Genomic DNA, 22,824 nt, shown 5'->3' with positions numbered 1-22,824 from the left:
CTCAGGGCGCCGCCGCGTCGATCGCCTTGACGATCCGCTTGTCCGATACGGGGAACGCGGTGCCCAGGGCGTGCGCGAAATAACTCACCCGCAGCTCCTCGATCATCCACCGGATGTCCAGCACCTCCTGCGGGACGGGCCTGCCCTTCGGCAGCTGCTCCAGAAGCCAGGCGTACTCGTCCTGCATCTCGTGGACCTTCTCCATGCGCGTGGTGTCGCGCTGGACGTTGGTCGGCATCTGCTGGAGCCGGCGGTCCTCCGCGACCAGGTAGCGCATCAGGTCGGGCAGCCTGCGCAGCCCGGTCGCGGTGACGAACCCGGGCGGCACGAGTCGGGCGAGGTGGTCGCGTACGTCCGTGACGTTGTTGATCAGGACCAGGCTGTTGGTGGCCTTCAGCCGGCGCTCGCACGCCTGCCAGGCCGCCAGGATCTGCTGCACCTGCCCGATCGTGCGTACGGTCAGGTCCACCAGGTCCGCGCGCACCTTGTCGTACAGCTTCCGGAACGACGCCTCGTCCCAGGCGGGGCCGCCGTGCGCCGCGATCAGCCGGTCGGCGGCCGCGGTCGCGCAGTCGTCGAACAGGGCCTGGATGGAGCCGTGCGGATTGCGGGACAGGGCCAGCTTCTGCTGGTTCGTCAGCTTGTCCGACGCGAACTTCGCCGGGTTCACCGGGATGTTCAGCAGGATCAGCCTCCGCGTCCCGCGCCACATCGCCTGCTGCTGCTCGGCCCCGGTGTCGAAGAGCCGTACGGCGACGGTCGCGCCCTGGTCCACGAGCGCCGGGTACGCCTTGACCGGCTGGCCGGCCCTCCGTGTCTCGAAGACCTTGTCCAGCGTGCCGATCGTCCAGTCCGTGAGGCCCGAGCGCTCGATGGACTCGCCCGAGGGCCCCGCGGTGGCCGCCGCGGCCTTGGAGAGCGCCTGGCGGGCCTTCGGGCGCAGCCGGAGCTTCAGCGCCTCCAGGTCCTTGTCCTCGGCGACCCTGCGGCGCCGCTCGTCCACGATCCGGAACGTGATCTTGAGGTGGTCCGGGACCCGGGCCAGGTCGAAGTCGTCCGCGGCGACCGGGACGCCGACCATCCGCTGGAGCTCACGGGCCAGCGTCACCGGCAGCGGCTCCTGGAGGGGCACGGCCCGGTCGAGGAACTTGTCCGCGTAGTTCGGCGCGGGCACGTAGTGCCGGCGGATCGGCTTCGGCAGGGACCGGATCAGCTCGGTCACCACCTCCTCGCGCAGGCCCGGGATCTGCCAGTCGAAGCCCTCGGACGTGACCTGGTTGAGCACCTGGAGCGGAATGTGGACGGTCACCCCGTCGGCGTCCGCGCCGGGCTCGAACTGGTACGTCACCCGGAACTTGAGCTTCCCCTGCCGCCAGGAGTCCGGGTAGTCGTCCTTGGTGACGGCCCCGGCCTTCTCGTTGATGAGCATCGAGCGCTCGAAGTCGAGCGCGTCCGGCTCGTCCCGGCGCTTGTGCTTCCACCACGAGTCGAAGTGCGCGCCGGAGACGACGTGCTCCGGGATGCGCTGGTCGTAGAAGTCGAACAGCGTCTCGTCGTCCACGAGGATGTCGCGGCGCCGGGCCCGGTGCTCCAGCTCCTCGACCTCGCCGAGCAGCTTGCGGTTGTCGTGGAAGAACTGGTGGTGCGTGCGCCAGTCGCCCTCGACCAGGGCGTTGCGGATGAAGAGGTCCCGCGAGGTCTCCTGGTCGATACGGCCGAAATTGATCTTGCGCTGGGCGACGATCGGGACGCCGTAGAGCGTGACCCGCTCGTACGCCATCACCGCCGCCTGGTCCTTCTCCCAGTGCGGCTCGCTGTAGGTGCGCTTCAGCAGGTGCTGGGCCAGCGGCTCGATCCACTCCGGCTCGACCCGGGCGTTGACCCGCGCCCACAGCCGGGAGGTCTCCACCAGCTCCGCCGACATCACGAACCGCGGCTGCTTCTTGAACAGCGCCGAACCGGGGAAGATCGCGAACTTGGCGCTGCGGGCGCCCAGGTACTCGTTCTTCTCGGTGTCCTTCAGCCCGATGTGCGACAGCAGACCGGCCAGCAGCGAGGTGTGCACCGACTGCTCGGGGGCATCGTCCTCGTTGAGCTCGATGCCCATCTGCTTGGCGACCGTACGCAGCTGGGCGTAGATGTCCTGCCATTCGCGGATGCGGAGGAAGTTCAGGTACTCCTGCTTGCACATCCGGCGGAAGCTGGAGGAGCCGCGCTCCTTCTGCTGCTCGCGGATGTAGCGCCACAGGTTCAGGAAGGCCAGGAAGTCGGACGTCTCGTCCTTGAACCGGGCGTGCTGCTGGTCGGCCTGCGTCTGCTTCTCGGAGGGCCGCTCGCGCGGGTCCTGGATGGAGAGCGCGGCGGCGATGACCATGACCTCGCGGACACAGCCGTTGCGGTCGGCCTCGACGACCATGCGGGCCAGGCGCGGGTCCACCGGGAGCTGCGAGAGCTTGCGGCCGAGCGGGGTGAGCCGCTGCCCCTTTTTCCCCTCCCGGGGGGACTTCTCCTCCTGCTCCAGCGCGCCCAGCTCCTGGAGCAGTTGCACGCCGTCGCGGATGTTGCGGTGGTCCGGCGGGTCGATGAAGGGGAACTTCTCGATGTCACCGAGGCCGGCCGCGGTCATCTGGAGGATGACGGAGGCCAGGTTCGTCCGCAGGATCTCCGCGTCGGTGAACTCCGGGCGGGTCAGGAAGTCGTCCTCGGAGTACAGCCGGATGCAGATGCCGTCCGACGTACGGCCGCAGCGGCCCTTGCGCTGGTTGGCGCTGGCCTGCGAGATCCGTTCGATCGGCAGCCGCTGGACCTTGGTGCGGTGGCTGTAGCGGGAGATACGGGCGGTGCCCGGGTCGATCACGTACTTGATGCCGGGGACGGTCAGCGAGGTCTCGGCGACGTTGGTCGCCAGAACGATCCTGCGGCCGGTGTGGCGCTGGAACACCCGGTGCTGCTCGGCGTGCGACAGGCGCGCGTAGAGGGGGAGTACCTCGGTGGGCCCGAGGTTGCGTTTGCCGAGCGCGTCCGCCGTGTCGCGGATCTCGCGCTCGCCGGAGAGGAAGACCAGGACATCGCCGGGCCCCTCGGACTGGAGCTCGTCCACCGCGTCGCAGATCGCGGTGATCTGGTCGCGGTCGGCGTCCTCGCTGTCCTCTTCGAGGAGGGGCCGGTACCGCACCTCCACCGGGTACGTACGCCCGCTGACCTCGACGATCGGCGCGTCGCCGAAGTGGCGTGCGAAGCGCTCGGGGTCGATGGTCGCGGAGGTGACGACGACCTTCAGATCGGGGCGCTTGGGCAGCAGCCGGGCCAGGTAGCCGAGCAGGAAGTCGATGTTCAGCGACCGCTCGTGGGCCTCGTCGATGATGATCGTGTCGTAGGCCAGCAGCTCGCGGTCCGTCTGGATCTCCGCGAGGAGGATGCCGTCCGTCATCAGCTTGACGAAGGTCGCGTCCTGGTTGACCTGGTCGGTGAAGCGGACCTTCCAGCCGACCGCCTCGCCCAGCGGCGTCCTCAGCTCGTCGGCGATCCGCTCGGCCACCGTGCGCGCGGCGATCCGGCGCGGCTGGGTGTGCCCGATCATGCCGCGGACACCGCGGCCCAGCTCCATGCAGATCTTGGGGATCTGGGTGGTCTTGCCGGAGCCGGTCTCACCCGCGACGATCACGACCTGGTGGTCGCGTATCGCCTCCAGGATCTCGTCCTTCTTCTGGCTGACCGGGAGCTGTTCCGGATACGAGATGTCGGGCACGCGGGCAGCCCGCTGAGCGAGCCGCCCGGCGGCCTTGCCGGCCTGGGCGGCGATCTCGTCCAGCACGGCCTGCTGTGCCTCGGGCTTGCGGATGCGGCGGGCGCCTTCGAGGCGGCGGCCGAGCCGGTGCGCGTCGCGGAGCGAGAGCCGCGCGAGCTGGGACTGGAGATCGGCGAAGGAAGTAGACATACCGAGCCCAGGATCTCACCCGGCCCCGAAGAACGGCGAACCCATTTCCCGCGGCCCCGGTCACGGTCCCCGTACGGAGGCGCACGGCGTCGGCGCCCGGTCCGCACGGTGGGGAGCGGCGCGATGACAGGACGTACGATTCCGGGCAGTCGATCATTCCCAGCCGGAAGGCCCGTCCCGTGTCCCGTTCGCAGTGGTGCTGCCTGGTGGCGGTGCTCGCGGTCGTGCTCGGGCTGTTCTGCGGACCGGCCGTCCGGGCGTCGGCGGCTGAGGCTCCCGCGCCCGTCCGGGCCTCGGCGGCTGAGGCTCCCGCGCCCGTCGCCGCCTCCGCCGTCGCCGCCTCCGCCGTGGACGGCGGGCACGGGATTCCGGGCTGCGGCAAGGGCGGCATGCGCGACGGCGGCGAGCCCGCCGTCCCCGCACGCGCCCGCGCCGCCCACGACCAGGCGCCCGGCCTCGCCGAGTGGGGCCTGCCCGCCGCCCCTGGCACCGAGCCGGTCCGGGCGCCCGCGCCGCTGACGCCGCGCGGGCCGGACGAGGCGGCGCCGGGCCCGGTGGAGCTCTCCGTCCTACGGGTGTAGACGGCGGCCGGCCACCCGCCCGTCCGCCCTCTCCCGTACCGCCACCCCGGAGTTCCGCATGCCCACGCCCACGTCCAAGCCGTCCCCGAAGTCCCCCAAGCCCCGCAGGTCCCGCAAGCCGCTGGTGTACGGCGCCGGAGTCGTCGCCGTCGCCGCCCTGTTCGGTTACGTCTCCTACCGCGCCACCGCCCCCGAGCCCCGCAGCGCCGAGTCCTCCGCGGTCGCCGGCGTCACGGCGGACCCGCAGGACGGCGTCTACCCCGAACTGGCGAGGCTCGCCCGCCGCGACGCCGGCGACAAGCTGGCCCTGGGCCGGGCCGACGCACCCGTCGTCCTCATCGAGTACGCCGACTTCAAGTGCGGCTACTGCGCGAAGTTCGCCCGCGACACCGAACCGGCCCTCGTGAAGAAGTACGTCGACGAGGGCGTCCTGCGCATCGAGTGGCGCAACTTCCCGATCTTCGGCGCCGAGTCCGAGGCCGCCGCGCGGGCCTCCTGGGCGGCCGGGCAGCAGGGCCGCTTCTGGGAGTTCCACCGCGCCGCCTACGCCGAGGGCGTCAAGGAGAAGGGGTTCGGCAAGGACCGCCTGAAGGCGCTCGCACGCCAGGCGGGCGTCGCCGACCTGGACCGCTTCACCCGGGACGCCGACGGCTCGGCGGCCACCGCCGCGGTCGGCGAGGACCAGGAGCAGGGGTACTCGATCGGCGCGACCTCCACCCCGTCCTTCCTGGTCAACGGCCGCCCGATCGCCGGCGCCCAGCCCACCGAGACCTTCACCCGCGCCATCGAACAGGCGGCGGCCGCGGCCGGCTCGTCCGCAACGAAGGGCTCCGCGAAGTGACGGCCGACGTCGGCTACTTCGCCGCGTTCCTCGGCGGGCTGCTCGCCCTGCTCAGCCCGTGCAGCGCCCTGCTGCTCCCCGCGTTCTTCGCGTACTCCATCGACTCCACGTCCCGGCTGCTGGCCCGGACCGGCATCTTCTACGCGGGTCTGGCCACCACCCTGGTTCCGCTGGGCGCCGCCGGTTCGTACGCCGGGCGGCTGTTCTACCGCCACCGCGACGCCCTCGTCCTCGGCGCCGGCTGGCTGATCATCGCGCTCGGCGTCGCCCAGATCGTCGGTCTGGGCTTCGCCTCGCGCCGGATCTCCGCCCTCAGCGGCCGCATCCGCCCCACGACCGCCCTGTCCGTCTACGCGCTCGGCGCGGTGTACGGCCTCGCCGGTTTCTGCGCGGGCCCGATCCTGGGCAGCGTGCTGACGGTGGCGGCGGTCAGCGGCAGCCCGGCGTACGGGGGACTGCTGCTGGCCGTCTACGCCCTGGGCATGGCGGTGCCGCTCTTCGTGCTCGCCCTGCTCTGGGAGCGGTTCGAGCTGGGCCGCCGCGCCTGGCTGCGGGGCCGGGTCCTGCGTCTGGGCCGGTTCGAGCTGCACACCACGACCCTGCTCTCGGGCCTCTTCTTCGTCGCGCTCGGCGCGCTGTTCCTGGCGTACGACGGGACGACCGCGCTGCCCGGGCTGCTGGACGTGGACCGGTCGTTCGCCGTGGAGCAGTGGGCCCAGGGCGTCGGCCGGCACGTGCCGGACGCGGTGCTGCTCGTCGCGGTGGTGGCCGTGGTGCTGCTGGTGCTCGCGGTACGGGCCGCGCGCCGGCGCCCCACGGCGGGCGAGGACGAGCCGAACACCACGGAGGGGGAGGCCGCCTGACACGGCGAAGGCCCCGTCCACCGGACGGGGCCCTCGGGTGGTGGCTGGGGCCGGGATCGAACCGGCGACCTATCGCTTTTCAGGCGATCGCTCGTACCAACTGAGCTACCCAGCCACGCAGCTACTACGGGCTGCAGCGGTCCTGACGGGATTTGAACCCGCGGCCTCCACCTTGACAGGGTGGCGAGCACTCCTAACTGCTCCACAGGACCAAGCAATGTGCGAGACAAGTCTCGCACACGTTCAAGCGTGCCCCCAACGGGATTCGAACCCGTGCTACCGCCTTGAAAGGGCGGCGTCCTGGGCCACTAGACGATGAGGGCTAAGGGCCCACCTGCGCGCTTTCCAGCGCGTCGGGGACGTGAGAAGCATATGGGATGGCGGCAGCTATCGCCAAAACGGTTTACGGGGAGCGGGTGGGGGTGGTCGGGGACGGGGTTGTGAGGGCCGGCTTCTCCTCGGGCAGATGGCGGCTGACCTCGGCCGTCGTCAGTCCGAGACCGCCCAGCGTGATCTCGTCCCATGCCTGCAGCCGGCGCGTGGAGCGGTCCAGGTAGAGCACCGAGGCGAGCACCTGTTCCGGCTTCTTGTTCTGCACGGCCCGCAGCCCGCCGCCGCCCGTGGAGCCCTCCACCATCAGCCGGGTGCCGCCCTTCAGGACCTCGTTCTGCCGGTGGTGCACATGGCCGGCCAGGACCAGCGGAACATCCCCGTCCGTCTCCTTCGCCGCCTCCGGCTCGTGGGCGACGGCGATGTCGGCCGGCGTGCCGGAGCGCTGCTGCTCGCGCAGGGCGGCGGCGAGCGTGCGGCCCGCCACGCCCTGGACGCCCTCGGACTGCTCGGGCCCGGTCCGGTCCGGGGTGAACTGCGGGTCCCCGATCCCGGCCACCCGCAGCCCGCCGACGGTGACGGCCCGGCCCTGGTCCAGGACGTGCACGTTCTTGAAGCGCTTCTTGTTCTCCAGGTACTTCTGCGTCACCGCCGAGTCGTGGTTCCCGCGCACCCAGATGTACGGGGCGCCGAGGTCGGCGACGGGGTCCAGGAAGCTGTTCTCGACGGCGGCGCCGTGGTCCATCGTGTCGCCCGAGTCGATGATCACGTCGATGTCGTACTGCTCGACGAGCGAGCCGATGATGTGCCAGGCGGCCGGGTTGAGGTGGATGTCGGAGACGTGCAGGACGCGCAGGGTCGCCGGGTTCGGGCTGTAGGCGGGGAGCGTCGAGGTGGCGTCGTACAGCTTGGTGACGTTGGTGACCAGGCGGGCCAGCTCCTGCTGGTAGACGTCGAAGTCCGTGACGATCGAGCGCGCGTCGCCGACGACGGACGGGGCGCTGGAGAGCAGCCCGGAGAACCGGGGTTCCAGCACCGATTTCGGGTTCCAGGTGGCGTACGCGCCGACGCCCGAGGCCGCCAGCAGCGCGAGCGCGAGTCCGCCGGCCGCCAGGGCCCGGCGCGGCCTGCGGTAGACGGCGAGGCCGAGCGCGGTGGCCCCGGTGACGACCGCCACGCAGGAGCGCAGGGCGAGCTCGCGGGTGCCGGATGCGACATCCGTGGTGACCTCGTCCTCAAGCCCCGCCAGCCGCTCGGGGTGCTGGACCAGGGCCTCGGAGCGGACCGGGTCGAGCCGGTCCACATCGACGTCGAGCCGGACCGGGGCGTGGTGCGAGTCCAGCTCCAGGGCGCCGAGCGGCGAGACGTTGATCTTGGTGCCGCCGCTGAGCGAGGGCCGCAGGGTCATCGTGGTGTCCATCGGCCCCACCGGCGTACGGACGCTGCCGACGGCCAGCAGCCCCAGCCAGGCCCCGAACAGCACGACGACGACCAGGCCCAGCGCCCGGACGAACGGGCGGGGCGAGGCGAGGGGCCCGGCGGCGGTGAGGCGGGGCAGCGGGCGGAAGGGGCGACGGGCGCGGGCCATTGGGTGCCTGTGCCCCGGGCCCGGAGCAGATATGCCCTTTCCGGGGGCCGAGGCGCGCACGGCGGCCGTACGGGACAATGGCCGGGTGCTGGAGATGACGCGGGAAGCGTTCGAGGAACTGGTCGCCGAGGCACTGGACCGGATCCCGCCGGAGCTGACCCGGCTGATGGACAACGTCGCGGTCTTCGTCGAGGACGAACCGGAGTCCGACGATCCGGAACTGCTCGGTCTGTACGAGGGCACGCCGCTGACCGAGCGCGGTGAGTGGTACGCGGGCGTGCTGCCGGACCGGATCACCATCTACCGGGGGCCGACGCTGCGGATGTGCGAGACGCGTGAGGACGTCGTGGCCGAGACCGAGATCACGGTCGTCCACGAGATCGCCCACCACTTCGGCATCGACGACGAGAGGCTGCACGCGCTGGGTTACGGGTGACCCGGCGGGGACCGCCCCGCGAGCCGGGCGGGGGCCTTCACGTGTGAACGAGGTGTGCGGACCGGCCGGGCGGGCGTGTCCCCGGCGGGGTGGCGGGAGTTGGGCACGGCACACCCGGCTGGTTCATGTCAGGAACGCCAGACCGGCCGGGCCGTCCTCCCTCGCGCCCCCGGAGGTGCCCCGTGCGCCAGTTGCCCGTCCCCGTCCGCTGGGCGGCCGTCACCGCTGTGACGCTCGCCACGTCCACCGGCTGTATGAGCGTCGGCTCCGACGGTGCGGAGCCCGCGCCCTCGCGGTCCGCCGGCCAGAAGGGCGCGGCGGTCGAGCCGAACGGCGCCACGGTGACCGGCACCGGCAGCTCCGGTGCCGGCGGCGCGGGCGCGCAGTCGCAGCGGCGGAGCGCCGGTCCGGGCGGTCCGGGCGCCTCCGCGTCGCCCTCCGGGAGCCCGGATGCGGACGAGCCCCGGCCGGATGACCGGGGCCGGGACCGGGCCGGCCGCCTGCCCGTGCCGGAGGGCTCGGCCGACCCCGGGGCGAGCGGGCAGCCGGAGCCGCCGGCCCCGGCCGATCCGGACCCCGGCCCGGACCCGGAGCAGACGCCTCGGCCGCCCGACCCGCCGGAGCCCGAGCCGGAGCCCTCGACCCCCTCGGAGCCCGAGCAGCCGGCGCCCTCGGCGTCTCCGGCCGCCCAGTTCCGTACCGACGCGATGGGGTGGCCGGACGAGGTGGACGTACTGCGGACGCCGGAGGCATCACCGCAGGCGGGACCGGCTTGAGAGGACGGCCTTCGGGGGGCGGGTTGCGCGAAGTGGGTGGGAGTGCGTATGGTGGTAGATCGCTTGATCCCATTGCCCGGCGCCGACACAGAAGAGCGCCGTGTGGCGCGTACTCTCCCTTGCCGTGGCTGGACCGCATTGAGGCGGTCGAAATTGCGAAAACACGGAGTTACGGGCGCGTGCCGAGACTCCGGAAGGTTTCGCATTTCGCATGTCAATTTCCAGTTCTGACCGCACCGTCATGCCCGAGCACGTCGAGAACGACGAGCTCACCGAGGTCACCGCAGTCGCGGAGGCCGTCGTCGAGTCCGCCGAGTCGGCGGACGCCGAGCCGACCGACGCCGAGTCGGCGGACGCCGAGCCGACCATCACCTTCGCCGACCTGGGCCTGCCCGAGGGCATCGTCCGCAAGCTCGCGCAGAACGGTGTGACCGCCCCCTTCCCGATCCAGGCGGCGACCATCCCGGACGCCCTGGCCGGCAAGGACATCCTCGGCCGCGGCCGTACCGGCTCCGGCAAGACCCTCTCCTTCGGTCTGCCGACCCTGTCCGCCCTGGCCGGCGGGCACACGGAGAAGAAGAAGCCCCGCGCGATCATCCTCACCCCGACCCGTGAGCTCGCGATGCAGGTCGCGGACGCGCTGCAGCCGTACGGCGACGTGCTCGGCCTGAAGATGAAGGTCGTCTGCGGCGGTACGTCGATGGGCAACCAGATCTACGCGCTGGAGCGCGGTGTCGACGTCCTCGTCGCCACCCCGGGCCGGCTGCGCGACATCATCAACCGGGGCGCCTGCTCCCTCGAGAACGTCCAGGTCGCCGTCCTCGACGAGGCCGACCAGATGTCCGACCTGGGCTTCCTGCCCGAGGTCACCGAGCTGCTGGACCAGATCCCCGGCGGCGGCCAGCGCATGCTCTTCTCCGCCACCATGGAGAACGAGATCGGCACCCTGGTCAAGCGCTACCTGAGCAACCCGGTCACCCACGAGGTCGACTCCGCCCAGGGCAACGTCTCGACCATGTCGCACCACGTCCTCGTCGTGAAGCCGAAGGACAAGGCGCCGGTCACCTCCGCCATCGCCGCCCGCAAGGGCCGCACCATCATCTTCGTCCGCACCCAGCTGGGCGCCGACCGCATCGCCGAGCAGCTCGTCGACGCGGGCGTCAAGGCGGACGCGCTGCACGGCGGCATGACCCAGGGCGCGCGCACCCGGGTCCTGGAGGACTTCAAGAAGGGCTACGTCAACGCGCTCGTCGCGACCGACGTCGCCGCGCGCGGTATCCACGTCGACGGCATCGACCTGGTCCTGAACGTGGACCCGGCCGGCGACCACAAGGACTACCTGCACCGCTCGGGCCGTACCGCCCGCGCCGGCAAGTCCGGTGTCGTCGTCTCGCTGGCCCTGCCGCACCAGCGCCGCCAGATCTTCCGCCTGATGGAGGACGCGGGCGTCGACGCCTCACGCCACATCGTCCAGGGCGCGGGCGTCTTCGAGCCGGAGGTCGCCGAGATCACCGGCGCCCGCTCGCTCACCGAGGTCCAGGCCGACTCCGCGAACAACGCCGCCAAGCAGGCCGAGCGCGAGGCCGCCGAGCTGAGCAAGCAGCTGGAGCGCGTCCAGCGCCGTGCCGTGGAGCTGCGCGAGGAGGCCGGCCGCCTGGTCGCCCGTGCCGCGCGCGAGCGGGGCGAGGACCCCGAGGCCGCCGTGGCCGAGGTCACCGCCGAGGCCGAGGCCGCCCTCGCGGCCGCCGCCGTGCCGGAGCAGCCGGCCGCCCGTGAGGAGCGCCGCGACGAGCGGGGCAACTACGAGCGCCGCGACAACCGCGGTGACAACCGCGGTGGCTACCGGGGCAACGACCGCCGCGACGACCGTGTCGGCGAGCGCAGTGGCCGTCCGGCCGGCCAGAGCGGCTACCGGGGCAGCAGCGACCGTCCTTCGTTCCGCAGCAGCAACGACCGGCGCGACGACCGCCCCTCGGGTGGCTTCCGCTCCGGTGGTGACCGTCGTGACGACCGTGGCGGCCGCTCCTTCGAGCGCCGCGACGACCGCCCGTCGTTCAACCGCGACCGTCGCGACGACCGTCCCTCGGGTGGCTTCCGCTCCGGTGGTGACCGTCGTGACGACCGTGGCGGCCGCTCCTTCGAGCGCCGCGACGACCGCCCGTCGTTCAACCGCGACCGCCGCGACGACCGTCCCTCGGGCGGCTTCCGCTCCGGCGGCGGCGACCGTCCGTTCAACCGCGACCGCCGCGACGACCGCCCCTCCGGCGGCTTCCGCTCCGGCGGCAGCGACCGCCCGACCGGCCGCCGCGACGACCACCGTTCCACCGGTACGAGCACCGGCTCCTTCGGCCGCCGCGACGACAAGCCGCGCTGGAAGCGCAACGGCTGAGTGTGCTGAAGACCTGCTGAAGGTCTGCTGAGAGCGGGCCCGTCCTCCATGGACGGGCCCGCTTTCGCATGGGCCGGGGACCCGCTTTCGCATGGGCCGGGAAAGGGTTCGCCGACCTGCACGGTCCTGCCCCTTTGAACGAGTTCGAAATGGGCGTTGGCGTGTCCGCGACTGCTGCTAAAGTCGCCGCATCTGCGCGGGGTGGGTGCGAGCGGCAGCCGCCGCACCGCGAAGGCCGTAGGCGTTCTCCGCCGGCCTCTCCCCGCGCCTTGTTCCTGGGGAGGGACCTTCAAGTGACCCACTCGAGCGGGTGGAGACGCCGGCGTGCGTCCGGGCGCATCGCCCTTCTGGTCACCTTGGCGATGACCACCGGTACGGCGGCGATGACCACGGGCACGGCCGTCGCCGATACGGCCGCCGAAACCGTGATCGTGAAGCCAGGGGCCCGCTTCGTGCCGCGCGAAACGCGCGTGCTGAACGCCGGCGAGACGGGCTTCCTGACGGCACGTGAGGGCGACGACAGCCTGCGCTGGATCGACTACGAGAGCGGGACGGCCACCGTGCTGCCCGACCGGCTCGCGAAGCCGCTCGAGTACGACCCCGAGGAGGTCCGCCCCCGTGGCGACTGGCCCACCGGGTTCGGGCACGGCTCCGACACCGTCGCCGTCTACGCGCAGAGCCCGAGCCCGCACGTGACGTTGCAGCAGCGCGCGGGGGGCGGGCCGGCCACCAGCATCGCGATCCCGCAGGGCCAGACCTACGTGGGGACGTACGGGACGACCGTCGTCACCCGCACCGGCGCCGAGAAGGCCGTGAGCAGTCTTCACCTGCTGCGGGCGGCGGGCGGTGAAGTCGAGGATCAGCAGCTGCGGGGTCTTCCCGAAGGCTGGAACCTGTCGGTCTCCGACGGTGACGCCCGTTCGATCGTCGTCCGGGGAATCCTCTGGGAAGACACCACCATGACCCAGGGCTGGTGGCTCGTGGATCTGGCGAGCGGGAAGCTCCAGACCCTGGACGAGCACGCCTCGGACGTCACTCTGGGCACGGACACCGTGCTGCAGGTGGGCTCCTACGCCGCCCAGCTGTTCGACCGCGACGATCTGTCGGCCGAACCCCGGACGTTCGACCTGGGCCGGTACGGGTACGACACGAGCTACCGGATGCTCGGCAACACCCTCGTAGGAGTCGCGCCCGTGACCGGGGGCAACAACGAGTACCGCGGCGACAACCTGATCCGCATCTCCGCCGACGGCAGGACCACCGGAGAACTGCTGGCCGTCGCCCACACCGACATGGTCCGGACGCCGGACGGCTCCCTCCTGGTCGCGGGCGCCGAGACCCACACCTACGAGGGCGCCCTCGACTGGGGCTACTACCGGTTCACGGAAGCCGCAGACGGGACCGTGAAGCGCACGCGCGTCGCGGACATCGAGGACATGCCCGCCCAGCCCGCGGGCATCGCCCTGGGCAGCGGCATCCTCACCACGGCGGACGACTCGCGCCTGTTCCAGCCGTTCACGTACATCGGCGCGTACCGGAGCACGTGGCTCAAGACGTCCGGCCGCCCCGACGAGATCCGCACGACCGTGGACGGCCTCGCCAGCGGGCAGGACGCGGACTGCGGCTGGGGCGGCGACGGGCCGTACTGCGTGACCATGTTCGCGAGCGGCGACGGGTTCCACGGCCGCAAGGAAGGCACCGAACGCGGTCAGACGATGCTCTTCCGCAACGGGGCGGAGGACTGGGGCCCACGGCTCACCACGGGCCTGACGTCACCTCAGCTCGTCGACCTGTCGGGCCGGTTCGCGGTGGTGAACGAGGCGTCGGGCGACTTCAAGAAGGTCGTCGAGTTCCAGGAGTCCAACGACTCCGGCAAGGTGCTGGAGAGCGGGTCGCAGGCGGCTGCGGCCCTGTGGGGCGACACGCTGTGGAGCAACCTTCCCGACTCGCCCACCGTGACCTCCAAGTCCCTGACGACAGGCGTGGCCGGTACCTCCTTCACCACCCCGAACAAGTGCGTCCCCACCGAACTGCAGGCCGTGGGCCGCTGGGTCCACTGGGCGTGCCGGGGCTACAGCGGGCCCTCGGGTGCGGGCGTCTACGACCGGCAGACGGGGCGGTTCGTGACCGCGCCGGACGCCGACACCCTGCTCGCCGACGGCTACTTCGTCACCCACGAGGAGGGCGCCGGACTCACCCTCTTCGACCTGCACAACGGCCTGCCGGCGGGCGGGACGTACGCCGGCCTGCCCCAGCGGACCCTGGTGGACGCGGCGGACCTCGGCCGGAGCACCGTGCGCCGTTCCGGCTGGACCGTGGACCGCTTCGGCGGCCACGTCGCGTACACCGGGGACGACCGGCGGGTGCGCATCGTCCCCACGGGCATCCCGGCCTCCACCCTGACCGTGATCGACGCCGAGGCACCGGGCGGCTCGCTCGACCTGCGGGCGTCCGCCCCGCAGGTGCAGGGCTCGTGGTGGCTGTCCAAGCCCGCCGCCTCCTGGCAGTTGACGCTGAAGAACACGGCGTCGGGAGCCACGGTGCGCACGCTCTCCGGCGGCGAGGCGCGCGGCCTGGTGACGGCCTCGTGGGACGGCAGGACCGCCGCCGGCGCGTACGCCCCCAACGGCGCCTACACCTGGACGCTCACCGCCGAGCCCGCCGACGGCGTGGGCGCCGCCCTGACCACCTCCGGGACCGTCAGGGTGACCGGCGGGGCGGCCGTGGCGCGGGACTTCGTAGGGAACGACGGGTTCGGTGACCTCCTCGCCTTCACCTCGGCCGGCCAGGCCGACTGGCGGGCCGGTACGGGGACCGGGACCGGGCGGGTCGAGGACAAGGTGTCGGCCACCGGCTGGACGGGCGACGACACCGTGACCGCCGCCGTGCCCTTCGAGGACGTCAACGGCGACCGGTGCAACGACGTGCTGGTCCGTACGAAGGCCGGCGAGCTGCGCGCGTACAAGCCGGCCTGCGGCGCCGCCCTCAAGCCCTCCACGCCGTACACGAAGATCGGCACCGGCTGGAACATGTTCGACGCCCTGACCTCGCCCGGTGACATGACGGGCGACGGCCGCGCGGACCTGCTCGGCCGGACGCCCGCGGGCGACCTGTACTTCTACCGCGGCAAGGGCAACGGCCTCTTCGAGCCCCGGGTGAAGATCGGTTACAGCTGGCAGGGATACCTCCTGGCAGGCATGGGAGACCTTGACGGCGACGGCAACGGCGACCTGCTGACCCGGGACCGCTCGGACGTGGTCTGGCGCTACCCGTCCACCGGCAAGGGCACGCTCGGTACCCGCGTGAAGGTCGGCTACGGCTGGTCCATGTACGACACGATGGTCGGCTCCGGCGATCTGAACGGCGACGGCAGGGCGGACCTGCTCGCGCGTGACGCGTCCGGGGTGCTGTGGAGCTACCGCAGCGACGGCAAGGGCGCCCTGGCCGCGCGGACGAAGGTCGGCGGCGGCTGGCAGATGTACCAGTACCTCTTCTGACGCGTCGTCCGGCCCACACCGGCCGGCCGGACCCCCGCAGCTTCTGAGCCCCTGAGCCCGTCCCCACCCCGATGACGGGGCCGCGCAGCCGATACCCGATCGGCTGCGCGGCCGGGGCGGGCTATGCTCGGGGGTGATTCGCCGGGGGCCGTTAGCTCAATTGGTCAGAGCAGCGGACTTTTAATCCGTTGGTTGTGGGTTCGAGTCCCACACGGCCTACATCTCCGCCCCAGGTCAGAGCATGTTTGACCTGGGGCGGTTCTCCGTTCGGGGCCTCATGCGTGAGCGCTGCTGGCCCGCTGCTGGCCCGACGGGTCACCGGAAGCATGAAGAAGCCCCGACCTCCGTTTGGCGGTCGAGGCTTTTGGTGGCTACGGCAGCGTGTCGAGGAACCCCGCAACTCCGGGAGGCGGGTCCGCCTCCCGCCATGCGGTCGCGAGCTCGGCGTAGCGCGGGTCGGTCCACTCGCGCGTCACTGCGGCGGTGTCTGCGGCGGTGTCCGCGCGGCGGGTTGCTGGCTGGCGAATCAGGTAGAGCATGGCCGCTCCTCGTGGTCGAGATCGTGGGGGCAGCATCCATGATCGAACAATGCCGGGTCTACCCTGCATGCAAAACGATCATGACCGGTCAGCGTGGGAACCGTGCCGCGCACCACTCCGCCAGACCCCGCCCTCCTGGAGAGACGCCGGCGGATCGCCACCCGGATACGGGACGCTCGGCTGCACGCCAACCTCAGCCAGCAGGACATCGTCACCCGCACCGGCCTCGACCGCTCCGCCTACCAGGACATCGAGCACGGCCGAGCGAGCCCCCGCGTTGACACCCTGCTCCGGATCGCCGACGCCATCGGCGTACCAGCAGCCGAACTGGTGCGGGAGTAGCCCTGTCCGCCCCCCCGGCCGCCGCCGGCCTCGGGGACGGGCAGGAGATCACCGCGCCGGGGACGTCTGCCGGGGCGGTGGAGTGCACAGCTCCCGGTGCACCCGGATCGTGATGCCTGGGCCGGTCGCGCCCGGGATGTCGTAGGGCTTCGACTCCGAGGGGCTCATCGGCTTGTCGCAGCGGTCGCAGATCACGCCGCCACCCCCAGCCGGGCCGCCCGCCACGCTTGCCGCAGCTCGGCCGCGTCCTCGCAGTCCACGCCCTGGGTGCGGCACTCCGTGCACAGCTGCGTGTGCCGGATGAACCGGCCGTACGCTGCCTGCACGACGGCCTCGGTCACTCTGTGCTGGGCCTGTACAGGCCCGGTACGCTCTGCCATGGCGTCGCCTCCATGCGTCGTCCACACCCCCGAGCCGTGCCACCGGCTGCGGGGGTTTTACCTGACCAGACCGTACCGCTACAGGCCGCCCCATGGCACCCCATACGGCCACCTGCGGATGCCCGCCACCCCGTTCGGCCATACGTTCCGGGCATGGACCAGGACCCCATCGGCTACGTATACGTGCAGGTCGCGGACCGAGTGGAGCAAGAGATCCGCGAGGGGCGACTACCGCCAGGCGCCCGCCTACCGAACGAGCGGGCGATGGGCGCCCAGTACGGCGTCGCGCCCGGCACCGCCCGCCGAGCCGTCCAAGAACTTCGCGCGCGGGGGCTCGTCGTCACCCTCCCGAACAAGGGGACGTACGTTGTTACACCGCCCCGGACATGACGAAGGCGCCCCCGCGCCGGCCGAAGCCGGGGACGGGGGCGCATTTAGGTGCGGCGCCGGTCGGGAGCGAGCGCGGCCATTGTCGGGGACGTCGTCGGGCTCGGGGCATCTGGTGCAGAGTCACGCCGGCACACCAGCGCGTCCGGGTCGTCGGGCGGGGGCTGGAGGCTGTAGCCGCTGGGGCAGGTCTGCCCGTCCCGCCCGTCCTTCCCTGCCGCCCCGTCCTTCCCCGCAGGACCAGCCGGACCCGCGGGCCCCGGCTCGCCAGCAGGGCCAGCCGGTCCGGCAGGACCAGGCGGCCCGGCCACACCGTCGGCGCCCGCCTGCCCGTCTGCACCCGACGGGCCCGGTACCGGTGTCGCATCCGCCCCGGTCGGGCCGCGGTCACCCCTCTCTCCGCGCGGGCCCGGCGGACCCGGGATCGGCACCGGCACCTCGGCGCGGGCAGGCAGATCCTCGACCGCGTCGCCGGGGTCCGGCGCGGCCGGCGTCCCGCCGCGGGCCTGGACCTGGGCGCGCAGTGTCCGCACGTCGGTGGCCAGGGTGCTGACCGCGGTGCCCCGCCGATCAGCCTCGGTCGCCAGCTGGTCCGCGCGGGACTCCGCCCGGCCGATGAGCAGGAAGGCGAGGGCCAGGCCGCCGCCCAGGCCGAGGAGTACGGCGGTCAGCCAGAGCCCACGGCGCCGCCGGTACAGCAGGCGTTCGGTGCGCGTCATGGCGTACCTCCCAGCTGCGTCACGAGCAGCCGCAACCGCGCGACCTCCAGCTCCAGAGCGGCGACCTTCGCTTCAGCCGTCGACTGGTCCGTCTCGGCCTTGTCCCGCTCCTTCGCCAGCCGCTCCGTGAGCTTGTCGTATCCGGTGATGACTCCGCCCTCCTGGGCCACCCGGGTCGCGCCCCGGGAGCCGTAGGCCGCCGCTGCCGCGGTGACGAGCGAGGCCAGCACAGCGGCCAGCGCTCCAGCGATCGCAGCGTCCATACGTACTCCCGGTGGTGCGCGGTGGGAAGGTCAGGCACCCGTCGGGCGCGACGCCGGGTCCGCGGTGGCAGGCAGCGTCGACGCAGTGCCCTTCCGCCCCAGACGCCCGGCGACCCAGCTCTTCGCCGAGGACAGGACCAGGGCGACCGGGGCCGCCCACCACACCGGTACGTCGGCCAGCTCGGTGACAGCCAGACCGAGGGCGGCCTGTGTGCCAGTCCAGGCCGCGCGCTCGCCGAGGTCGAGCAGCAGCTGCTTGTTCATGGGTCAGCCCACCTTCTTCGTCAGGGCGGTGACCGCCTGGGTAAGGGCCGCGACGTCGGCGCGCAGCGCGGCCACGTCCTTCGCCGTGTCGGTCACGGTGTCCTCGACGGCATCCACCTTCGCCTTCGTGTTGCGCAGGTAGGCGTAGGCGTCGCTCTTCTCGCCCTGCTCCGTGTTCTTGTACGACCAGAGGTCCTTGGGGGTGGGCATGTCGTCCTCCTGGTTGGTAGTGGCACCAGTCGCGCGGGCGACGATGCCGGGAAAGATCACGTCGTGGAACTGACGCACCCGCGCAGGCCCCGGGCAGCTGTGCGCGTCCGGGTTCCACGCGGCGTGCAGGCGGTGGTAGCCGAACCCCGGGTCGCTGGCCGTCCGGCAGATCCGGAGCGGGATGCCGTGCTGCTCGTGCAGCCACACACCCAGCCGGATGATCGACTCGACCTGCTGGGCCGTCCACGGGTCCGAAGCCTGCAAGTTGGACGCGGACTCCAGCGAGACGGCGCCCGACCCGTCCGTCCGCCGGTTCGCCGCCCCGGTTGCGTCGGCGCGGGTCTCGGTACCGATGTACTGGCCGAGGGTGCCGTCGTAGGCCAGCCCGAAGTGGGACTCCAGGTTCGTGCTGTCGCGCCAGTACTCGTAGGTCCGCTGTACCGTCCACGGCGCGACGATGCTGTGCAGGATGAACTGCGTCGGCTTGATCGCCGGTTGGCTGTCGCTCTCCGGCTGGAGCTCCATCTTCTTGGCACCTGGGTACCAGGCCATGCGCTTCTCCAGACATGACGAAGCCCCGGGCCGACGGCGCGGGGCGGTTGGTGGGTGAGGGTCAGGCGATGCGCTTGACGCGCAGGTGCGAGCCGCCCAGGACCTGCGTGTCCGAGGCGTTCGCGGTGTTCTGGGCCCAGCGCATCCGGAGCAGGCCGGACATGCTGCCGACGGTGAGGACGCCGCGGGCGTCCGTGCACACCGCTGTCCCCGCACCGCCCCCCAGCCCGGCCGTCTGGCTGATCGAGCGTTGCTGAAAGTTCGCAGCGCTGTCGGAGGCCGCCGTCGCGGAGGCGGCCGGGCCCTGGACGCCCCACGTCATCGTGCTCCCAGACGGGCCGGACCAGCCGATCGCGATGTCCCCGGCAGTCTGGGACGAGTGGACGATCCAGGCCGTCACCTCGTACACCCCGCCCGCCTCTACGGGGACGAACAGGCTGTCGTCGTTGACCAGAGTCGTGCTGTTGTTGACGGTCTGCGTCGCGGCCTTGGTGACGACGTTGGGAATCATGGCGTCCAGCAGTGCGGCAGTGACGCTCCGGCCCGCCAGGATCTGGGGGTACGTGGGCACGGTGCTCCTCTCACAGGGCGATGATCATGGGATGGGTGAGCCGCACGTCCGCCCCGGCCACCTGGTCTTTCACGACCCCGTTGACGGACCGGATCACGGTCATCTGCTGTGGGCCGCACCACAGGTTGTCGATCTGCAGGGTGACGGGTGCGTTGCTGACGTTCTGCCCGAGCAGGGCCCGGACCGCGACAGAGCCGGGGGCGGTGAGGGTCGTGTCAGAGACCGTCAGCTGCCAGTCCGGCTCGACGCCGCCGCGCGGCCAGACCTTGCCGGCCAGAGTGCTGCCCGTCATGGCGACACGCGCCGTGTACCAGGCCCCAGGCGCGTAGGTGTATCCGGTGGTGTACGTGCTGCCTATCTGGGATTCGGCGCCGGACCGCCGCCGCAGGCTCAGGACCATGCTGCCTGCGGTGGTGATCTGCACTCGCCCCATGTAAAGGTGCGTTCCGTCGAGGTAGCGAATCGTGGGGAAGACGTAGACGCTGTCCCCGACGGGCAGTGCCGAGAGCGCGAAGTCGAACTGGAGATCCACGTCCGGGACGGCTACTGGGGCAGCGATGATCCGGAAGGCGTTCGCCGTGGATATGGTGCAGCGGCCGGCACCGCCGGACACAGACCAGTCGGCGGCGGGTCCGTCCGCGACTGTCCACGCCTGGCCCGAGTCGGCGGTGCCCCACCCACCGCTCACGGTCCGGGCAAAGCGATCCTCCGCCACGCCGGTGATCGCGGTGACGGTGACCTGCTCGCCGTCGATGGTCACGTCGAACGGGAACTCGTCCGGGTACGCCGCGGTGCCGACCCATACGGGCCCGGCCGTGGTGACCACCGGCAGCACGGTGGCCGTAGCGGACACCGGGGCGGCGAGCTCGGACCCGGCGGTGTCCGCCCGCCCGGGCGCGGCGTCGTCGACCACTCCGACTGACCAGGGTTCGCCTGGGACGCAGGTGTACGTGATCGTCCAGGCGGTGGCGCCCACCTCCTCGTCGTAGCCGATCACGAGCAGGTCCACGTCCCCCGGGCGCTGATCCGGCGGAAGATTCTGCAGGCGGATCAGGTCCCCGACGTCCACCGCCAAGGCATCGTGCACCTTCGCGTAGGCGCGCGGGTTGGCCAGGCTGACCGTGATCTTGGTGTAGCGCAGGCCGTCGAACGTACCGATGTGCAGGCGCCACCACGCCTGCTGTGTCACCTGCTCGTCCACCGCCAGGGACAGGTCCACCGCGACGTCGTACCGGCCGATCGCGTCAACGGATAGCGGCCCGTCCTCCCGGACTGCCGGCACGCTGGACGCCCCGCCCCGCCGCCTCACGGTGACGTCGTTCTGCGTCAATTTGTCGTCGTCAATTGGATCGAACGGTGCGCTGATCTCCCCGTTCGCGAAGTCCAGTTCGAGGACCGGGGCCTGGTTGTAGAGGGTGGTGCGGGCCCGGTAGACGAGCGCCAGGGCGTCCCGCTGCTCCAACACCAGACCGAGGTCCGCAGCCGCAATCGTGTCCAGGGCCTCCAGGTAGCGCTGCGGTTCCTGCACGCCGAGCGGGGTGGAGTCCGCGGCCACGCCAGCCAGCGCTATGGGCACGCCGTTCTCCGCGCTGATGCGCAGTGCGCGCGCCCCCGCGGCCTCGCCGGGGAATCCCTGCAACGCCTGGACCATGGCGGCCGCTGTGGGGGCGCTGCTGGTCCAGACGGTGAAGTACCCGAGCGACAGGTCGGCGTCGCCGGCGTTGCCCGCGATGATGAGTCGGCCGACGGGGCGGCCGAGGCCGGACTCAGAGCCAGACCCAACGATCACCCCATCCACGTAGAGGACCCACGCCGTGCTGGAACTGCCCACCGAGGTCGACAGGCGGATGTGGTGCGGGCTGGCGTTGAAAATCCCCATGGGCGTGATCGAGGCGAGGGTCGAGAACGTCGACGAGTCAGAGACCCTGACCTCGCGTCCAACGGTGATCTGGTCCAGGGCGGAGATGAATGAGACCTGCCAGAGAGTCTGCGGCGAGTCATCCGTACCGCGCCCGCTGTCCACGATGGTCAGCGCCGTGAACCCAGCGCCGCCGCTGCGGACGAAGTCCACGGACCAGCTGTTGGTCGCGCCGCTGGTGCGCGGCCGGCCCTCCAGGGCGAACGGCTCGCCCGCCGGGCACAGGACCGTCGGCTCCAACCAGCTGGTGACCGAGCCCTTCCCCCAGGACGGCGGCTGGTCGTTGAGCGCGGCAGCAGGCGGCGACCCGAAGAGCGACGATCCCCGCGTGGCCTGCTCGCCGTCGGTGAGCGGCCAGCATTCAACTGGCCTGGCACCGAGGATGAACCGGCGCAGGGCGCTGTCCAAGGGCCTGTTGCCGGCGCCAAGACGGCGCATGATCCCGGCCGGGGCGATCTGCACGGTGCGGTCCGCGCCGGACAGGTCCCGGCTCGGCGGCCACGCCGGGATCTCGCCGACCATCCTGACGTGCCGGTTGGACAGGGCCGCGCCCCCAGTGAGGGACCAGACCAGACCCGTACCGTCCGTGAACGTCGACGCCCCGGCCGTGCCCTGGGCCGCGGGATCGACGTCGACGCGCAGGGCACCATTGACGCCCGCGTACACCTGCAGCCCGTACACGCTGCCGCGCAGGCGCCCCAGCGCATCCCCCTCGGGGGTCACGGCGATGGCGACGGGGTCGCCGATGTTCAGGGCCGCGGTCGGGTTGTAAATCGACGTGGTCCCGGTAGACACGACAGGGGTGCCAAGCTGCGTCCAGCCACCCGTGCCGGACGCTACATAGAACGTCACGGTGCAGCCGCCGGCCCCGTTGTCGACGTCGAGGGTGGCGCGCACCCTGCGCCGCCGGCCGACCGCGACCGGAACAGTTGATACGGCGTACCGCTGGTTCGCGGCCAGCCCGGTCGGCGTCCACACAAAGATCAAGCGCCCGGCCGGGGTCAGCTCCAGCGCCCACGCGAAGTTCCCGCCGACGGAGTACCGGCAGGCCAGCATCTGCCCGCTCGCCCACGTGTCCGGGGCGACGTCGATACGGACGTCGATGTCTCCGGTGATGTCGAGGGTGGCCGCGTCCGGGGTCGACAGCGTGTAGGCGCTGCTCGGCAGGGCCAGCCGCAGACCGCCCGCGTTGACGGAGAACCGCCACGGGGTGTTCCGCCCGATCTTCCCGAAGAGGCCGGAGAGCGGGTTGCGCGGGCTGTAGTTCCCGGACCGGTTGTCGAGCGTGGCGGTGGCAGCGGTCGGGTCCTGGCGCGCCCCCAGCCCGGTCACCCCCCTGGTGATCCGGACCGGGGCCGACTCCCGCATATCGCCGCTGATGTCGTGCCACGCCCCGTCGTAGTAGAGCTCGGTGGTGCGCGGCGGCGGCAAGGACGGCATG

The 22,824-nt window shown here is 71.9% G+C and carries 20 protein-coding genes and 4 tRNA genes; 10 read left to right on the top strand and 14 right to left on the bottom strand.

Annotated features, from left to right (window positions below; all coding sequences use genetic code 11):
- Window position 1 precedes the first annotated feature (1 nt).
- On the bottom strand, window positions 2-3,937 hold the full coding sequence (hrpA, locus tag E6R18_RS15940) for an ATP-dependent RNA helicase HrpA (RefSeq protein ID WP_136317545.1): 3,936 nt from the start codon (window positions 3,935-3,937) through the stop codon (window positions 2-4).
- A gap of 179 nt (window positions 3,938-4,116) precedes the next feature.
- Between hrpA and E6R18_RS15935 the strand changes: the two genes are divergently transcribed.
- Genes E6R18_RS15935 through E6R18_RS15925 form a run of 3 tightly spaced genes read left to right on the top strand, consistent with a single transcriptional unit; the run spans window position 4,117 to window position 6,222 of the window.
- A complete protein-coding gene (locus tag E6R18_RS15935) occupies window positions 4,117-4,518 on the top strand; it encodes a hypothetical protein (RefSeq protein ID WP_168712368.1) in 402 nt (133 codons plus the stop codon).
- A 58-nt stretch (window positions 4,519-4,576) separates the two neighbouring features.
- A complete protein-coding gene (locus E6R18_RS15930) occupies window positions 4,577-5,359 on the top strand; it encodes a DsbA family protein (protein WP_136317544.1) in 783 nt (260 codons plus the stop codon).
- Entirely contained in the window at window positions 5,356-6,222 is an 867-nt protein-coding gene (locus tag E6R18_RS15925; protein ID WP_136317543.1) for a cytochrome c biogenesis CcdA family protein, read from the top strand. Before E6R18_RS15930 ends, E6R18_RS15925 begins: the two co-directional genes overlap by 4 nt.
- Window positions 6,223-6,260: 38 nt before the next feature.
- Here E6R18_RS15925 and E6R18_RS15920 read toward each other — a convergent pair.
- The 4 genes from E6R18_RS15920 to E6R18_RS15905 form a co-directional block, all read right to left on the bottom strand.
- Window positions 6,261-6,337 (bottom strand) — tRNA-Phe (locus E6R18_RS15920).
- A gap of 22 nt (window positions 6,338-6,359) precedes the next feature.
- A tRNA-Asp gene (locus E6R18_RS15915) sits at window positions 6,360-6,434 on the bottom strand.
- A gap of 38 nt (window positions 6,435-6,472) precedes the next feature.
- A tRNA-Glu gene (locus E6R18_RS15910) sits at window positions 6,473-6,545 on the bottom strand.
- Window positions 6,546-6,625: 80 nt separating this feature from the next.
- Window positions 6,626-8,140, bottom strand: coding sequence for a metallophosphoesterase (locus E6R18_RS15905; protein ID WP_136317542.1), 1,515 nt, complete (start codon window positions 8,138-8,140; stop codon window positions 6,626-6,628).
- Window positions 8,141-8,225: 85 nt separating this feature from the next.
- Between E6R18_RS15905 and E6R18_RS15900 the strand changes: the two genes are divergently transcribed.
- From E6R18_RS15900 to E6R18_RS15880, 5 genes are all read left to right on the top strand, one after another.
- Window positions 8,226-8,576: a metallopeptidase family protein gene (locus tag E6R18_RS15900; protein WP_018101725.1), complete on the top strand. Its 351-nt coding sequence runs from the start codon at window positions 8,226-8,228 to the stop codon at window positions 8,574-8,576.
- Window positions 8,577-8,758: 182 nt separating this feature from the next.
- Window positions 8,759-9,352: a hypothetical protein gene (locus tag E6R18_RS15895; RefSeq protein ID WP_136317540.1), complete on the top strand. Its 594-nt coding sequence runs from the start codon at window positions 8,759-8,761 to the stop codon at window positions 9,350-9,352.
- 211 nt (window positions 9,353-9,563) lie between these two features.
- A complete protein-coding gene (locus E6R18_RS15890; RefSeq protein WP_240799754.1) occupies window positions 9,564-11,741 on the top strand; it encodes a DEAD/DEAH box helicase in 2,178 nt (725 codons plus the stop codon).
- 362 nt (window positions 11,742-12,103) lie between these two features.
- Complete coding sequence (locus tag E6R18_RS15885) at window positions 12,104-15,238, top strand: FG-GAP-like repeat-containing protein (protein ID WP_240799753.1); 3,135 nt, start codon at window positions 12,104-12,106, stop codon at window positions 15,236-15,238.
- Window positions 15,239-15,383: 145 nt separating this feature from the next.
- Window positions 15,384-15,457 (top strand) — tRNA-Lys (locus tag E6R18_RS15880).
- 152 nt (window positions 15,458-15,609) lie between these two features.
- Here E6R18_RS15880 and E6R18_RS34070 read toward each other — a convergent pair.
- Window positions 15,610-15,777, bottom strand: a complete 168-nt coding sequence (locus E6R18_RS34070; protein ID WP_168712357.1) for a hypothetical protein — start codon at window positions 15,775-15,777, stop codon at window positions 15,610-15,612.
- A gap of 102 nt (window positions 15,778-15,879) precedes the next feature.
- Between E6R18_RS34070 and E6R18_RS15875 the strand changes: the two genes are divergently transcribed.
- Window positions 15,880-16,119: a helix-turn-helix transcriptional regulator gene (locus E6R18_RS15875; protein WP_136317539.1), complete on the top strand. Its 240-nt coding sequence runs from the start codon at window positions 15,880-15,882 to the stop codon at window positions 16,117-16,119.
- A 48-nt stretch (window positions 16,120-16,167) separates the two neighbouring features.
- Here the strand turns inward: E6R18_RS15875 and E6R18_RS34065 are convergent, their stop codons facing one another.
- Both E6R18_RS34065 and E6R18_RS15870 read right to left on the bottom strand, forming a co-directional pair.
- Window positions 16,168-16,314 (bottom strand): hypothetical protein, encoded by a 147-nt coding sequence (locus E6R18_RS34065; protein ID WP_168712367.1) that lies wholly within the window; start codon window positions 16,312-16,314, stop codon window positions 16,168-16,170.
- A complete protein-coding gene (locus E6R18_RS15870) occupies window positions 16,311-16,499 on the bottom strand; it encodes a hypothetical protein (RefSeq protein ID WP_136317538.1) in 189 nt (62 codons plus the stop codon). Before E6R18_RS15870 ends, E6R18_RS34065 begins: the two co-directional genes overlap by 4 nt.
- Window positions 16,500-16,652: 153 nt before the next feature.
- On the opposite strand from E6R18_RS15870, the gene E6R18_RS15865 reads away from it, so the two are divergent.
- Window positions 16,653-16,889 (top strand): winged helix-turn-helix domain-containing protein, encoded by a 237-nt coding sequence (locus E6R18_RS15865; RefSeq protein ID WP_136317537.1) that lies wholly within the window; start codon window positions 16,653-16,655, stop codon window positions 16,887-16,889.
- 44 nt (window positions 16,890-16,933) lie between these two features.
- On the opposite strand, the gene E6R18_RS15860 is transcribed toward E6R18_RS15865, so the two are convergent.
- The 6 genes from E6R18_RS15860 to E6R18_RS15835 all read right to left on the bottom strand — a co-directional run bounded on the left by E6R18_RS15860 (window position 16,934) and on the right by E6R18_RS15835 (window position 22,823).
- Window positions 16,934-17,605 (bottom strand): collagen-like protein, encoded by a 672-nt coding sequence (locus E6R18_RS15860; protein ID WP_136317536.1) that lies wholly within the window; start codon window positions 17,603-17,605, stop codon window positions 16,934-16,936.
- Window positions 17,602-17,868: a hypothetical protein gene (locus E6R18_RS15855; protein ID WP_136317535.1), complete on the bottom strand. Its 267-nt coding sequence runs from the start codon at window positions 17,866-17,868 to the stop codon at window positions 17,602-17,604. The genes E6R18_RS15860 and E6R18_RS15855 overlap by 4 nt, the downstream gene beginning before the upstream one ends.
- Before the next feature lie 30 nt (window positions 17,869-17,898).
- A complete protein-coding gene (locus E6R18_RS15850; protein WP_136317534.1) occupies window positions 17,899-18,132 on the bottom strand; it encodes a hypothetical protein in 234 nt (77 codons plus the stop codon).
- Window positions 18,133-18,135: 3 nt separating this feature from the next.
- Window positions 18,136-18,894 carry an N-acetylmuramoyl-L-alanine amidase gene (locus tag E6R18_RS15845; RefSeq protein WP_206308295.1) on the bottom strand — a complete coding sequence of 253 codons (759 nt, stop codon included), beginning with the start codon at window positions 18,892-18,894 and terminating at the stop codon, window positions 18,136-18,138.
- Between the two features lie 61 nt (window positions 18,895-18,955).
- Window positions 18,956-19,465: a hypothetical protein gene (locus tag E6R18_RS15840; RefSeq protein ID WP_136317533.1), complete on the bottom strand. Its 510-nt coding sequence runs from the start codon at window positions 19,463-19,465 to the stop codon at window positions 18,956-18,958.
- A 10-nt stretch (window positions 19,466-19,475) separates the two neighbouring features.
- Window positions 19,476-22,823: a hypothetical protein gene (locus tag E6R18_RS15835; RefSeq protein WP_136317532.1), complete on the bottom strand. Its 3,348-nt coding sequence runs from the start codon at window positions 22,821-22,823 to the stop codon at window positions 19,476-19,478.
- Window position 22,824: the final 1 nt, after the last annotated feature.

Source organism: Streptomyces sp. A1277 (genome assembly GCF_004795015.1).
In the GTDB taxonomy this organism is placed as follows: Bacteria; Actinomycetota; Actinomycetes; order Streptomycetales; family Streptomycetaceae; genus Streptomyces.
This window is presented reverse-complemented; position numbering and strand designations above follow the sequence as displayed.